We start from the raw sequence: 14666 nt of genomic DNA on the forward strand, positions 1-14666 counted from the left end.
CGTTTCTGGTAGCCGGGCTGAGTGGTAGAAGGACTGTGTGAATATGATCGAATCGCACTCCTCCTCATCCGCTTCCGACAAGTCCTCCGGCGAGGGAGACCTCAGCGCTCTGCTGAGGCGTAGCCCTCCGTCCAGCACAGCGGCGGAACAGGCGCTGCTGGGCGCCATTCTCACCAATAACAAGGCGTATGAACGGGTTTCGGACTTCCTGGAGCCTGCTCATTTTTCGGATGCTCTTAACGGGCGCATCTATGAGGCCATTGCCCGGCGTATCGAACGAGGGCAGCTGGCCGATCCCGTAACCATGCGGGCTGAGTTTGAACATACGGGTATTTTGGATGCTGCCGGGGGACCTGTCTATCTGGCCAAGCTGCTGACGGCGATGGTGGGTATCGTCAATGCTGGCGACTATGGGCGTGTGATTCATGATGCCTGGGTCAGGCGGCAACTGATCGATATTGGCGAAACAGTCGTTAATAATGCTTTTGGTGCTCGGCCAGATCTGGACGGTTCGGATCAGATTGCCGCGTCCGAAGAGGCCCTGTTCAAACTTGCTACGGAGCGTGGGCAGGAAGGCGGGTTTGTCTCGTTTACCAAAGCGTTGACGGACGCGGTCAATGTCGCGACGAAGGCTTATCAAAGAACCGGCGATGTGGTCGGGTTGACGTCGGGTCTGCGGGATTTCGACAAGCGCACAGGTGGGTTGCATCCTTCCGATCTGATCATTCTTGCGGGACGCCCTGCGATGGGAAAAACGGCGCTTGCGACTAAAATCGCGTTTTCGGCCGCGCGTTCCATTCTGCGGGATGCTGAAGATAGTGGAGAGAAGCCGAAAGGTTCGGTTGCGATTTTCTCTCTGGAAATGTCCTCCGAGCAGTTGGCGACGCGTATTTTGTCGGGTGAAGCCGAGGTGTCGGGTGAGAAAATCCGGCGTGGCGATATCGGGCAGAAGGAATTTGACCGGTTTGTCCGTGTTGCGCGTGAATTGCAGAGATTGCCCCTCTATATTGATGACACCCCAGCGATCTCGCTCTCGGCAATGCGGACGCGGTGTCGGCGCCTGGCACGAACGCAGGGGCTTAGCCTGGTGGTCGTGGATTACCTGCAACTGATGCGGCCTGCGATCGGGACGAAACCTGATAGTCGCGTGCTGGAAATCTCGATGATCACACAGGGACTTAAGGCAATTGCCAAAGAGCTTGCGGTGCCAGTGATTGCTTTGTCGCAGCTTTCACGGCAGGTCGAATCGCGTGAGGACAAACGTCCCATGTTGTCAGATCTGCGCGAATCGGGATCCATTGAACAGGATGCAGATGCGGTCATGTTCGTTTATCGCGACGAATATTATTTGCAGCAGCGTCAGCCCAAGGACAGTGCTTACGATAGTAATGACAAGTTTCAGGTTGCGACAGAGGAGTGGCAGCGCAAGATGGCTCTGGTGCACAACAAGGCAGAACTGATTCTTGAGAAGCAGCGACATGGACCTACTGGAACCATTCAGCTCTACTTTGAAGGCGAATATACCAGATTTGGAGATCTGGATATCGTTCACGAATAACTGCGAAATTGAGATGGGTATCTCATTGCGAGGTCTTTAAAATATAACATATAGATATGTGGTGTCTGGACGAATTGCATAAAAATTGGTCAGGGTAAAATTTATTTCCGTGAGCAGAAAACTTTTCTGATTCAGGCCCACAACGGCATAAATCGGTAATTAATATCGTATTGGTACAAATTACCGAAAGAACCAGTTCCTGAAAAAAGCTGCAATATGAAACCCTTCAGTGTGATTTCTAGCTGGAATTGCGTGAAAGCGCATGCAGCCGAAGCACATATTATGGCGTAAATCCCCAAAAATGATGCCGGTCAAAATCACGCATATTGGCTCAACGCCATATTTGTTCCTTGACCCATTGGCACAGTGCCATTAATTTATCGTTAATCGGTGGTTGCCATGGGGGTGATCGACCGGGAGGAACGGAGCTGGTCAATGAATTTAGACTATCTGGCAGCCAGCAATGTTTCCGATTTGTTCATTCCATCGATGACGCGAAATGATCGCATCGTATCGAATGGGGGGCGCCTGAATGCGTACGGAAACCGGTGAAACGGTCACTAATGGATCTCCTCATCTGGTCTCTTGGGCGGATCAGGTATGTCGGAAGACGTGTTTCTGTCCGTGCTTGGAGCCATGTCTTGCCGCTGGAGCACCAGTTCTGGGTGCAGGGCAGCCAGCCGCAGGGCCAGTTCTTCGTCGGTACGACCGTTCAGGACGCCTTTCAGAAGAAAATCTGTCGAGACGCGCAGGCGGTTCGACAGTGCCGCAATGAGGAAAACGCTGGGTGCGCGGTCTCCCCGTTCGATCTTGTTGAGGGTGGAGGCGTCAACGCCCAGAAGGCGGGCGCACTCACTTTGGTTGGGCATGACGAGTTCACGAGCCCAGGAAATGCGAGTTCCGATGGCTCGTTGGAGTGCAGTCAGAGAGTCCGGGCGCTTGTGTTTGGCCATAAGGCCTTTTTAGCAATGGCTTTATGCCAAATCCAGAAGAAGTTTTTTTTATCACCATCTATGGCATTTTGCCAAAGTTGGTAACAGTCCTGTACTGATGAAGGGTATTGAGATGAGGCAGGTCAAATCAGGTTCTGTACCCCGCCGGGTTTCCGCAGATGCTCTGGCAGCCATGCTGGCTTCTGACGGTTGGCTACCTGAGCAGGGTGGACCGCGCAGGGGGCGTGGACGTTCTGCCATAAAAACATCCGGGCGCTCGAAACAGCGGGCGCGACTGGCAACGGACAGGGAAACGATTGACGCCCTTCCGGCAGGTCATCCTGTTAGTTGGAACGCGCTTTGGGGGGCTGATTTGGCGCCTGTTTTTCCTGGACTGCAGCCGATGGGTGGGCGTGATTCTGGAATGGAGATCAACTGATGTTTGATAGCGTGCAGGACGTCTCGTCGACGGGATCTTATGGAATGTCCGATGCTGTGGTGAGGCCCACGGCTGAGCGTTACGGCCATTCGGATATCCGCGAAGTGTCAAATACATTCCGGGTCGTGAATGCGGTGCAGTCCATGTATGACGCCGGTGACATTGGCGACGACGAACTGAGTGCGGCAGACCGTTGGTATAGAGAGTATGTTTTTGCTTCTCTTGGGGTGATTGAAAATTCGCGGTCTGATGGTCGGGTCAGGGAGCGGGGAGATATTCATACATGGATGATGGGTAGAGGAGAATGTTCCGCGCGGATTACGCGCATCCGTGACATGCTTGGACTGTGCGTCCATGTTCGTCTCGAAATGCTTCTGGCGCGTGAGATGTCATTTTCTGCGATGGCGCGTCATCTCTATCCGGCGTTGTCTGAGGGGCGCGCCAGAATGAAGGTTTCTGCTCAGTGCGCGCTGGTTCTGGAACAGCTGGCGCACGTCTATGAAGTGTTGTCTCAAGATAAAACGAGAAAAAAAATACGTTAACGATAAATTATCGCTTGCTATCCGAATGCAGTTTTATTATAAATAATTCATAATGAAGAATTAAATCCTGAATACAAAAAGCCTCAGATCAATTGATATGAGGCTTTTATTTTGGAAGTTTCCTGATTTATGCAAAAAAACGACATTTATCCTGGTAGCGTTGTTTTGTCAGGTCGGCAGATATTTATTGTTCTTCAGAAAAATGTGAGTTCAATTTTGGGGTGCCCTCTCGTCTATGAAGGAGAGGTTGTTCATCGAGCCGATGTCAGACTGGAGTGGCATGAGCTTGTGGATGCAGGTCTCTCCCGTCTTGATGTGCGATGCAGATCCATTCTTTGTCAGCGGTCGCTCCCTTCGGTTCGTGTCATTGGTGTGGTAGCGCAGGAAACTCTTTCTCGAATTGGTGCGCGAGCCGAGCGTGAACAGAAACAGAGGAATGTTGAAGTTTCACAAAGGGGTGAGCGAGAGCATAGGGGTCGATCACGAAAAGAGCCGGTCCGTGCTGTCTGGCTGGAAGCCGGTATGATGATGAGCCGCCGGGAGGCTTTGCTGAGAGCCGGGTGATGAGTGCTTCTCAGGTCAGTCCGGGAGAAAAGGTTTAGGCAGATGGTTGAAGACGTGTTTGGTAAATGTTCTCTGCGACGGGAACAGTCATGGGAACGGAAAAAGAAATTCCTCGAACATCTGTCTGCAAGTGGAAATATTTCGGAAGCTGGTCGTGTCGCAGATGTCCGGCGGAGTACGTTATATCTGTGGAAAGATACGGATAAGGAATTTTCCTCTCAATGGGAAGAAGCTCTGGAGGAAGCCGCGGATGCCCTTGAGGCTGAGGCAAGGCGCAGGGCCATAGAAGGCTATGATGAGCCCGTGACGTATGCCGGTCGGGTGGTCTGCGATCCGGATACGGGAAATCCTCTGGTCCGCAAACGTTATAGTGACGGGTTGATGGCTTTTCTGCTGCGGGCGCATCGTCCCGCACGTTTCAGGCCGGGCGCCGAGGCAGAAGGGCGTTCGGGTATGATTTCGATCAGTATCAGCCGTGATGACAGCGCCCTTTAGGCTCAATGATTCGCAGCGTGAAGCGGTGCGGCTGCTTGGTGGGCCGGCAAGGCATATTCTTCTGAGAGGCGGATCGCGGTCGGGAAAGACCTTTGTTCTGGTTCGGGCTGTTGTGATACGGGCGCTGAAAGCGTCGCAAAGTCGACATGGCATTTTTCGTCATCGTTTGACGGCGCTGAAGGCGTCGGTTTTGCGGGACACGTTTCCGAAGGTCATGCGGATGTGTTTTCCGCAGGTCGGGTGGAAGCTGGACCGCCAGGACTGTGTTGTGACGTTCCCGAATGGATCGACGATCTTTTTCGGGGGGCTGGATGACGAACAGCGGACCGAGAAAATTCTGGGTCTGGAATTTGCGACCGTTTATTTGAACGAGGCCAGCCAGATCAGTTATGGCGCGCGGAACATGCTTCTGACGCGCCTGGCGCAGAAGACGGGTCTGGCGGTGAAGGAATATATTGATGCCAATCCGCCGAGCATGGGGCACTGGCTTTATGCGCTTTTTGAAAGCGGGATCGAGCCGAAGTCGGGAGAACCGTTAGCGGACAACAGGTCGCTGTATGCGACGATGATCCTCAATCCGCAGGCTAACCGGGATAATTTGAGCGAGGATTATCTCGCCAGCCTTGAAGCGCTCCCTGAGCGGGAAAGGCGGCGGTTTCTGTATGGTGAATATCAATCGGTTGTTGAAGGCGCGCTGTGGCGGCTGGAGATATTCCGGCGCGAGCTGGCGATTACGTCACAGAGCCGTTCGGATGTTGCGGCTCGGATGCGGCGTATTCTGGTGTCTGTTGATCCTTCGGGGGCTGCGGGACCGGAAGATTACAGGTCCGACGAGATCGGGATTGTGGTCTGCGGCGTTGATGCGGCTGGTGTGGGGCATGTTCTGGAAGATCTTTCTGCCAGGGATAGTCCGGCGGGTTGGGCTGCAAGAGCCCTGCGGGCATTTGATGAATGGGGTGCTGAACGCATTGTTGCGGAGCGGAACTTCGGCGGGGCTCTGGTAGAGGGCACGATCCGGAGTGTGCGGTCGCATGCCTCGGTCAAGCTGGTGACAGCGGCGCGGGGGAAGGCGGCACGCGCAGAGCCGGTTGCAGCGCTCTATGAGGTTGGCAGGGTTGTGCATCATGGGCGGTTTCCGGCTCTGGAGGATCAGCTCTGCCATTTCTCGGTCAGTGGATATCGTGGTCCACGGTCTCCGGACCGGGCGGATGCGATGGTCTGGGGGCTGAGTGAACTGATGCTTGCCGGAAACGGCGGCATGACGGGCTGGAGCTCGTCTGGATTTTCGCTGGCGCGCTGAACCGATCTTTGCGGGTCGGGATGTGGCCTGAAACAATGGAGAACACATGGACTGGTTGTCCCTGCAACAGCGTTATGCTGTTCCCGCGGGTGCGTCCGCGCGGACGGCGCGGCTGCTGGCGCTTAAGCGTGTTCTGGACGGAACGCAGTATGATGCGTTGCCGCATCCGTTCTCGATGGAGAAGTCTGGGGCGGGAGAATATATTCCGCTGTCCAGCCGGCGTCCTTCTGTTCGCACGAATTTGTGCCGGACGGTTGTGGATGAGTCGGTTTCGCTGCTGTTCGGGGATACGCACTGGCCTGGTCTGGTGACGGATGATGCGCGGGTGGCGCATGCTTTGAGCGCGTTTGCTTCGCAGGCCCGGCTGGCGTCGTTGCTGATGGAAGCGGCGCGGCTGGGGTCGGTGGGATCGGTTGCGATCCTGTTCGAGGTCTCGGCCGGGGTTCCGAAGTTGTCCGTGCTGGAAACAGCATATCTGACGCCGTTCTGGGATGATGCGACAGGGGAACTGCTTCGGGTTGAGGAGCGGTTTCTGGTCCGGGGGCGGGATCTGGCGGCGCAGGGTTATCCGATTGCGGATGAGCTTCTGAGTGCCCAGTTCTGGTGGCAGCGGGTCTGGACGCCGTTGGATTGTGCGGTTTCCGTGCCCTGGCTGGTGGGAATGGATGGCGGGGTTCGGGACGAGAGCCGCTCTGTTCGGCATGGGTTGGGGTTCGTGCCTATTGTGTGGATACGCAATCTGGGTGGGCCTTGTGGGCGTGATCCGGAAGGTGAGTGCACGTTCGAGCGGGCCATCGATACGGTGATCGAAGCGGATTATCTGCTGTCACAGGCAGGTCGGGGGCTGAAATATGGCTCAGATCCGACGCTGGTTCTGAAGACAGGTGGATTTTCCGACGGGATTGCACATCAGGGGGGGGCAGCTTCGGCGTTGACGCTTCCCCCCGAGGGTGATGCCAAACTGCTGGAAATTAACGGGAACGCAGCGGGGGCGGTGCTCGATCATTATCGGGAATTGCGTCTGGTGGTGTTGGAGCAGTTGCATGGCAACCGGGCTCATGGTGACCGGGTTGGCGGCGCGCAGTCGGGGAAGGCCATGGAGATGATGTGTCAGCCTCTGATCTGGCTGGTGGATCGTTTGCGCCACTCCTACGGCGAAGGTGCGCTGATTTCGATTTACCGGATGGCGTGCCAGTTTTCCTGTGTTCTGGAAAACGGGCTTCGGATCGGGGGAACGCTGGTCAAGGACCTGCCGTACTGCCGCATGAGTTTGCGGTGGCCGGCGTGGTTTCCGTCCACGGATCCGGAGCTTCTTTCACTGACGCAGGGGCTGGTGACGGCTGTTTCCAATGGAATTCTGAGCCGCGAAACGGCGGTTCGGATGTTTGCGATGGCATCGGGAAATTCTGATCCGAATACGGAATGGAAAATGCTGGAGCAATGGTGTGCTTCTGAACAAGCATGAGTGTTGACGGGGGAATGATGTCCGGAACTGATGACACCATCGAGGATGTGGAGGCTCTGCGTCGGGCGCTGAATGAAGCGCGGAGCGAGGTTGAGGCGGTTCGTCAGGAGATGACGGATGTGGTGACGCGACAGGAGACGCTTCAGCGCAGTCATGAGGAAGCGCTGGCCCGGGTGCGGCAGGATAGTGACCGGGAGGTCATTGTGGCGGCGCTTCGTGCTGAAGCGATCCGCAATGGTGCGCATAACCCTGATGATGTCGTGCGGTTGATTGACCTGAAGGGGATCGATCGGGGCGAGGACGGCTCAGTGGTCGGTGTGGTTGAGGCTTTGCAGCAGGCCCGTCAGGAGCGGGCCTATTTGTTCGGCGAGGCGCTCCGGCCTGGATATTCGAGCGGAACGACTGTCGGGCAGGCAGCGCCGCGGCCGGGTGGGATTGAACCGTTCAATGCGCGCGCCGCCAGCGAGGCGGATTACGAAACGCGCAAATGGCAGTTTCTGGCCCAGGGTTGAAGCCCGGGACGATCTTTGACCGGGTCTGATGGCAGGCCGGGTTCAGAAAACACATTTACGGAAAAAAACACATGAGCATTGATAATTTTCCTGTTCAGCTTCAGGCCGCCATTCAGCAGGGTTTTCTGGCCCGCGAATTCGAGAATGGTCTGAAATCCCGACTGGGTTTCCGGCAGGTTGCCGATCGTGAAGTGTTCCCGAATGCCATTGGTGAGACGCTGACGAAAACCCGCAAGAGTCTGAAGGCTCCAGTGACGACGCCGCTGAACCCGACGGGTAATACGAATTTCGACAATGGTCTAAGCCCGTCTGGCTGGTCGGTTGAACAGTATACGCTGTCCATCAACCAGTATGGCGATACGATTGATCTGAACATGGTCACCAGTGGTGTGGGGATTGCGTCGCAGTTCCTGGCCAACGCCAATACTAATGGTGTGCAGGCCATGCAGTCTCTTGACCGTCTGGCACGCAATACGCTGTTTGGTGGTGCGCAGAATGGTGTGGGCGGTTATCTGGGTGGCAACACGCGTGTGACGGCGACGCTGGGGAGCGCTGGTGACACCATTGCGGTGGATGATATTCGTGGTTTTCAGTCCGTGATCGTGAATGGCCAGGTTACGCCAATCAGTGCAACCAACGGCATGACGGTCACTATTGGGAGTGACGTTTATACACTTGTTAGCGTTACGGAAGATGCGACGAATGTTTCTACAGCACCTGGCGGTGTTTCGGGTCAGATGACGTTTTCGGCTTCTGTGTCGGTTTCGGATGGTACGGAAGGTCAGGCCGTTGTGGCGTCCACGGCACCGCTGGTGATCCGTCCGAATGGTCGTCTGACGACTGCTGCGTTGCAGACGGCGAGTGCGAACGGTCTGGCAGATACGTTGGGCATTCAGCAGGTTCTGGCCGGTGTGGCGACGCTGCGGCGTAATAACGTGCCGATGATTAACGGTGCGTATCACTGTTATCTCGATGACCTTCAGCTTCTGTCGCTTTTCCGGGATCCGGATTTCAAGCATCTGTACCGTGGGGCTTATGGTTCGGAAGAGTATCGTTCTGGACAGGTTATAGAGCTTCTGGGTGTGCGGTTCATACCGACGACTGAAGCGCCTCAGCAGGTATCGCTGGGTGCAGGTTCCATTCACCGTGCGCTGCTTCTTGGGCAGGGTGCGCTTATTGAGGGTGACTGTGCTCTGACAGGGCATTCCGATATTCCGGATGCGGAGAGGGCGCTGATCGAGATGGTGGATAGCGTGGCCATGGTGACGCGTGAACCGCTTGATCGTCTGCGCCAGATCATTGCGCAGTCCTGGTACTGGATTGGTGGCTTTGCGCTTCCGACAGATGTGACGGCGGATATGACCGTCATTCCGACGGCAACGAACAGCTATCTCAAACGTGGTGTGGTGATCGAGAGCCTTGGTACGGATGCTCTTGGTCTGACGTTCTGAGGTCTTCCGGCCCCTGCCTGAACGGCGGGGGCCTCTCTTGCGGGGAGAAGGATATGTCCGGAACGGTTGGTTTGTCGACGGATCTTCTCTCGGAAGGAGAGAAGATGGATATTCGTCGGTTCTGTGGTTATCCCGCCACCGGATCGCGGGAAGGGAATCAGGAATCCTGGCGTTTCTTCCAGGTCGAAGGAGCGCTGGAGTGGCGGATGAACTGTCTGTCAGGGGCGGAGCTTCAGCAGATACGGCTTTATCTGGAGCAGCTTTATCCATTGGAAAATGCGATCACTGCGTCTTCAGACAATCTGGATACGGCGCGGGCTGCGGCTTGGTATCACAACGGTCGGGAAATTCAGGACCGGGTGATGCTTTTCAATCTGTGGCGCCGACGGCTGTGTGTCTTTCTTGGTGTAACGGGCGGCCTCGAATTGCAGGACGGACGGGCAATTGTAGTTTGAGGAGCGCGGTGTGCAGCAGACAATGATCGCAGCCAGGCTCTCCCGGGGATACGCTCGGGCAGCGACGGTGCTGGGTGCTTCGGGGGAGCAGTATCGCCCTTCGGGTGGAGTGTTGCCGATGGAGACGCTCCATGCCCAGCCCACGCTGGCTTTCGACGTGGATGCGGAATTTTCGTTTACGCAGCCGATCGGGTGGGGAATTCCGACGGAGTATGTTCTGACGGATCGACGTGATGATACGGAGGTAGGTGATATCCTTGTCGCGAGTGGTCGGACATATTTCGTGGCGTCTGTTGAGCCTTTGCGGCCCCCGCTCTGTGTGGTGTGCAGCAGGACGGTTTCGGTCAGCGGGGTAACGGGAACTGTGCAGACGCTTGTTTCCGAGTGTCCTGCGGGCATCATCATGCGGGCGAAGGGGGAATCTTCAGGAAGTGGAGTTCCTGGTGCGACCCGACCGGGACAGTCAGTCATATATCTGCCGCTTCTGCCCGGGGTGGTGCTGACGCCTTACATGACGGTGACGACGGATCTGGGAACGACATATACCATCAATGCAGTGGAAATATCGGAGTTCGGCATCCGCTGTACCATGTCGCTTCAGCAGGTCTGAGGAGGACGGGAATGACAGACGCTTCCAGGGTTGGGTTGGCGCTTGCCTATAACTGTGCACAGGTTCTTTATCCGCAAGGACTGTCGGGCGCTTCCGTGACGGGACGTCAGGTGGTTCTGAGGCGGGGATGGCTGTTGCCCAGCGATCTTTTTACGGCGCAGAATATCCGGAATAACATCGATTTCGTTACCGTTACAATGTCGCCCCGAAAGATGCCTGAATGGATTGAACCCTTGGGACGTCCATGGCGGGTGCAGCAGAAGGTTGCTCCTACGGTCGGGGTCGTCGTTGTGGATGGGACAGTAAAAATTGTCTTTTCCGGGGATGTTACGCCTGCAGGTGTCGTGGCGGTCTGGCTGGATGATGTGCTGTATGAGGGCGCTCCTTCCGCGGCTTATGCGGTGATGGCACAGGACACACCTGAGACAGTCGCAGCCGCTCTTGCGGCAGCGCTGAGCGGGGGTGTCGCGACTGGCGCAGTGATCAGCGTGCCGGGTCGCATGGTGAACGGGCATGCCGGTGGATACGGTCAGTCGGTTCGGGTGACGCGGCGTCAGGCTCAGCTTTATCGCGTATCGATCTGGACAGCGGATGCAACGGCGCGTGAAACGTTGGCTTCCGTTCTGGATACCGCGCTTGCTGAACAGAGTTGGATCAGCACTCTGGATGGGCGGGAGGCTCAGCTCCGCTTTCAGAGCGTGGAAGATGTCGACACGATGCAGAACGAAGCGCTGTATCGGCGGGATTATTTCTATGAGCTGGTTTTTGACACCCTTCAGGTGCAATGGGCTTCTGACATGCTGTGTGGCATCGGAACCCTGTCTGGTGAAAAGGGACTTCCAGCGTCTTTCGGCATTCTGGCTCCCGGGGCTCAAAACCAGACTGTTACGGCGGCTTTGGAGGCGATGCAGGCGGTGATCGCCACACGGGCTGCGGCGACGTCCTACCCCGGTCTGGGGGTTGATCGGTTCGGGACAGTGGTTGCGGCTGCCTGACTTCAAGGCTGTGTTAAAGAGCTGAAATTTCATTCAGGAAAGCGGGTTATTTCCTCGGGGAAGTGCCCGCTTTCTGCATTTTGGAGAGCGATCCGGGGATGTCTCTGGTCTATCAGGCGGGAACACTGAATACCACGGCACTGACTGTGCCAAATCTTTATGTGCAGATCGCCCAGCCGCAGACGTTGGCTTTGGCGGGGGCTGCGTCTTCGCAACTGGGGGTCGTCGGAACTGCCGGCTGGGGCCCGGTGGGAATGCCGCTGCCAATCGGCGGCATGAGCGATTATATTGCGGCGTTCGGCGCCAAGCAGAATAAAACGACAGATGCGGGCTTGGCAGTGAATATTGCCGTGATGCAGCAGGCGTCATCTTTTGTGGTTGTCCGGGTAACGGACGGCACGGATGTTGCTGCGACGGGCAGCATTGTTGGTGTGGCAATCCAGGCTGTTCATACGGGGAGTGCAGGAAATGGCATCGGGGCTGCGGTAACGGCGACGGGGTCTGGCTATGCTCTTGCGGTTACACATGCCGACCTGGGTGCGACGACGTATGCTGGAGCGGACTGGTCTGCGCTTGCGTCTGCTGTGGCGCAGGATCTGAATGCTCTTGTGAAGATCGTATTGCCGGAGACCGTCCCGGCGTTGGCGGTTGGGAATGTGGCGCTCTCGGGCGGTACGGATGGTGGAGAGCCGACGACCGCACAGTTTGTGGGAGAGGATAGCGCGGTCCGGACGGGCATGTATGCGCTGCGTGGTCAGGGATGCGCGGTGGCGCTGCTGCATGGTGTGACGGACAGCACGTCTTATACGGCACAGTCGGCTTTCGGAACCTCGGAAGGGGTTTACATGATTGCGGTAGGTCCAGCCTCCGACAGCGTGACGAATGCCATTTCGGTCAAGGCGGGTAGTGGGCTGGATGCGGCATCGGTCAAGCTCATGTTTGGCGACTGGCTCTGGTGGAGTGATGATACGTATGGTGTGATGCTGGTCAGTCCTCAGGCATTTTCGGGAGGAAAGTTGGCAGCGCTTTCGCCTGAGCAGTCCAGCCTGAACAAGGCTCTTGCGGGGATTGTGGGCAGCCAGAAGGCTGGCCTGACCGGAAGCAGCGCAACATATTCAACTGCCGAGTTGTCCGCTCTATTTACGGCGGGGATCGACGTGATCTGCAATCCGGCGCCAGGTGGCGCTTACTGGGCGGTGCGCTGTGGGCATAACTCGTCCAGCAAGAGTACTGTGAATGGTGACAGTTATACACGCCTGACAAATTACATTGCGTCGTCGCTTGCTGGTGGCATGGGCGGATATGTGGGTGAAGTTATCAACGACACGCTTTTCAGCGATATCCGTTCAACTCTTCTGGGTTTTCTGTCGTCTCTGCTGTCGCAGAACATTCTGGGCGTTCAGAATGGTGAGCTGCCTTACAGTGTAGTGTGTGATTCCAGTAATAACCCACAGTCTCGGACGGCACTGGGCTATGTGCAGGCGGATGTGGCGGTCCGCTACCAAGGCATCAACGAGAAATTTATTGTCAATCTGCAGGGTGGCGCTTCCGTTACGGTGTCGTCTGCGTCGGGGAGTGTCGGCTAAATGGCAAATCCATACAGCATTGGCCGGGATTGCCGGATTACGGTTCTGTGGAACGGGCAGCGGGTTGATCTGCGGGATGTCACGTCTTTCAACGCGTCCCAAGAAACACAGGCCCTGCGCGCCAATCCCCTGAACGGGGTTCCGCTGGAATTCAATGTGCCCAATGGCTGGCGGGGCGTATTTCAGATCGCTCGTGCCAATGCAGCTCTGGACAATCTGGTTGCGGCTATTGAGGCGGCGTACTGGAATGCCGGTACTGTCGGGAGCGGCACGATCTATCAGTACGTGACTGAACCGGACGGAACGACCAGTACCTGGGAATTCAGCAATGTCTCGATGCAACTGAAGAGTGATCCCTGGCAGGCGGACCATATGATCCATCAGACGGTTCAGTTCTTTGCTTCTACGAGGACGAAGATTTCGTGAGTGATTTTCCGCAGGAACTTGTTCTTTCAGATGACCGTCGTCTTGCGCTTCGTGAAATCGATCCTGCCGATATGCTGGATCTGATCGAGGCGGCAGGAAGCGCGATCAATGGTGCGTCTGCGTCCGCGTGGCTTGGCTATGCGGAAATGATCTGCTCGGTGACGGCTATTGATGGCGTTCCGGTTCAGATGCCGCAGACCAAGGAAGAAATCAGGGATCTGGCACGTCGGGTCGGAAAAACCGGAATTGCAGCGCTTACGCCCCTGTTTGAACGGGGTGTGGACGAGGATAGCCGGGACGTCGCAAAAAACTGAGCCGGCACCCCGGGTTTCAGGAGATGCTTTATCTGCTGGATCACGGGGTGCCTTGGGATGTGTTGAGGGGATGGTCCCGGGCCCGGCGGATGGCTGCCTGTGTGATTACTGCTGAGCGGAACGGGCACAGCTTTGACTGGGATATGATGTCCTATCGGGGAGAAATATGATGCGGAAAACTTTCTGGCGAAATATTCTCCTGATCAGACCATTTTTTGTCGGTTCTTCTGTGGCGCTTATGCGGGGATCACTGCTGAGAGCAGCGGTTCCTCGCATCAAGAGACAGGCTGGTGTCGCGGGTGTCAGAAAACGCCCGGTTTTTTCAAAAAACATGACCTCGGTCAGAACGAGGCCTAATATTCTGGTGAACGAGGTGGCGCGGGTGCAGGATATGACACGGGGTGTGATGCCTTCAGTGCCATATGCGCGCATTCTGCGACATGGATCTGAAGTGCTTGCTCCGTTGCAGGTGTCTTTTCCGGAAAAGGCTCAAAAATTTACAGGAAAAACGTGTCGGCCAAGTGTCAAATGGCAGATGGATAGTGTCACGAATAAGGTTGTTGGACGGAACAGAAAAGATTTTTCAGCTTTCAACCTGCGGAAGCGGACTGTTTTATCGGTAACGGCCGCAGCAAGCGCTGTTCGGCATCCTACGTCGCCGAAAGTGGTGGGGGCTGGAAGACAATACCGCTTCGACCACGAGAATGGGCAGGTTCTTCATAAAGCGACTATTTCGCAAGAGGGTGCTTTACATGTGCCTAGGGTGCGGCAGTCAGTCAGTGTGGAGAGTGCGGTTCACAGAGATGGGCAAGAAAAACGTTCCTTATCAGGAATGGATCGTGAGATTGCACGACATGATGCTCAGTTCCACGAACTCTATTCCGGCTCCGACGTGAAGGATACAAATTTTTCGTTGGGAGATCGACGAGTACGGATGGCGGCCCGGCGCTCTGGGAGTGGCGTGGACGAAATCATGCAGCCTCAATATCCGGGGCGGAGTATTGGCTTTCTCTGAGAGAGGA

Annotated in this window: 15 protein-coding genes; 14 read left to right on the forward strand and 1 reads right to left on the reverse strand. The window is 56.1% G+C overall.

Going from position 1 to position 14666, the window contains the following annotated elements:
- Nucleotides 1-43: 43 nt before the first annotated feature.
- The gene (locus GKA01_RS07265; RefSeq protein ID WP_146860825.1) at nucleotides 44-1558 is read left to right on the forward strand and encodes a replicative DNA helicase; all 1515 of its coding nucleotides are present in this window, start codon (nucleotides 44-46) and stop codon (nucleotides 1556-1558) included.
- A 560-nt stretch (nucleotides 1559-2118) separates the two neighbouring features.
- Here GKA01_RS07265 and GKA01_RS07270 read toward each other — a convergent pair.
- The gene (locus tag GKA01_RS07270) at nucleotides 2119-2427 is read right to left on the reverse strand and encodes a helix-turn-helix domain-containing protein (RefSeq protein ID WP_244289179.1); all 309 of its coding nucleotides are present in this window, start codon (nucleotides 2425-2427) and stop codon (nucleotides 2119-2121) included.
- A gap of 546 nt (nucleotides 2428-2973) precedes the next feature.
- On the opposite strand from GKA01_RS07270, the gene GKA01_RS07280 reads away from it, so the two are divergent.
- The 13 genes from GKA01_RS07280 (at nucleotide 2974) to GKA01_RS07345 (ending at nucleotide 14659) form a co-directional block, all read left to right on the forward strand.
- The gene (locus tag GKA01_RS07280; protein ID WP_228119957.1) at nucleotides 2974-3471 is read left to right on the forward strand and encodes a hypothetical protein; all 498 of its coding nucleotides are present in this window, start codon (nucleotides 2974-2976) and stop codon (nucleotides 3469-3471) included.
- A gap of 606 nt (nucleotides 3472-4077) precedes the next feature.
- Complete coding sequence (locus GKA01_RS07290) at nucleotides 4078-4530, forward strand: hypothetical protein (RefSeq protein ID WP_146860841.1); 453 nt, start codon at nucleotides 4078-4080, stop codon at nucleotides 4528-4530.
- Nucleotides 4514-5830, forward strand: a complete 1317-nt coding sequence (locus tag GKA01_RS07295; protein ID WP_146860845.1) for a phage terminase large subunit — start codon at nucleotides 4514-4516, stop codon at nucleotides 5828-5830. The genes GKA01_RS07290 and GKA01_RS07295 overlap by 17 nt, the downstream gene beginning before the upstream one ends.
- 46 nt (nucleotides 5831-5876) lie before the next feature.
- Complete coding sequence (locus GKA01_RS07300) at nucleotides 5877-7295, forward strand: phage portal protein (protein WP_146860848.1); 1419 nt, start codon at nucleotides 5877-5879, stop codon at nucleotides 7293-7295.
- A gap of 14 nt (nucleotides 7296-7309) precedes the next feature.
- Entirely contained in the window at nucleotides 7310-7807 is a 498-nt protein-coding gene (locus GKA01_RS07305) for a phage scaffolding protein (protein ID WP_228119958.1), read from the forward strand.
- Nucleotides 7808-7878: 71 nt separating this feature from the next.
- Nucleotides 7879-9258: a DUF4043 domain-containing protein gene (locus tag GKA01_RS07310; protein ID WP_146860851.1), complete on the forward strand. Its 1380-nt coding sequence runs from the start codon at nucleotides 7879-7881 to the stop codon at nucleotides 9256-9258.
- Between the two features lie 53 nt (nucleotides 9259-9311).
- Nucleotides 9312-9713, forward strand: a complete 402-nt coding sequence (locus tag GKA01_RS07315) for a hypothetical protein (RefSeq protein WP_146860854.1) — start codon at nucleotides 9312-9314, stop codon at nucleotides 9711-9713.
- 10 nt (nucleotides 9714-9723) lie between these two features.
- Complete coding sequence (locus GKA01_RS07320) at nucleotides 9724-10323, forward strand: hypothetical protein (protein ID WP_194265861.1); 600 nt, start codon at nucleotides 9724-9726, stop codon at nucleotides 10321-10323.
- A gap of 11 nt (nucleotides 10324-10334) precedes the next feature.
- Complete coding sequence (locus GKA01_RS07325) at nucleotides 10335-11318, forward strand: hypothetical protein (protein ID WP_146860857.1); 984 nt, start codon at nucleotides 10335-10337, stop codon at nucleotides 11316-11318.
- A gap of 98 nt (nucleotides 11319-11416) precedes the next feature.
- A complete protein-coding gene (locus tag GKA01_RS07330) occupies nucleotides 11417-12904 on the forward strand; it encodes a phage tail protein (protein WP_146860860.1) in 1488 nt (495 codons plus the stop codon).
- Nucleotides 12905-13330, forward strand: a complete 426-nt coding sequence (locus GKA01_RS07335) for a hypothetical protein (protein ID WP_146860863.1) — start codon at nucleotides 12905-12907, stop codon at nucleotides 13328-13330.
- Nucleotides 13327-13644 (forward strand): hypothetical protein, encoded by a 318-nt coding sequence (locus GKA01_RS07340; protein WP_146860866.1) that lies wholly within the window; start codon nucleotides 13327-13329, stop codon nucleotides 13642-13644. The genes GKA01_RS07335 and GKA01_RS07340 overlap by 4 nt, the downstream gene beginning before the upstream one ends.
- Nucleotides 13645-13810: 166 nt before the next feature.
- On the forward strand, nucleotides 13811-14659 hold the full coding sequence (locus tag GKA01_RS07345) for a hypothetical protein (protein ID WP_146860869.1): 849 nt from the start codon (nucleotides 13811-13813) through the stop codon (nucleotides 14657-14659).
- Nucleotides 14660-14666 lie beyond the last annotated feature (7 nt).

This window comes from Gluconobacter kanchanaburiensis NBRC 103587 (genome assembly GCF_007988905.1).
Lineage (GTDB): Bacteria > Pseudomonadota > Alphaproteobacteria > Acetobacterales > Acetobacteraceae > Gluconobacter > Gluconobacter kanchanaburiensis.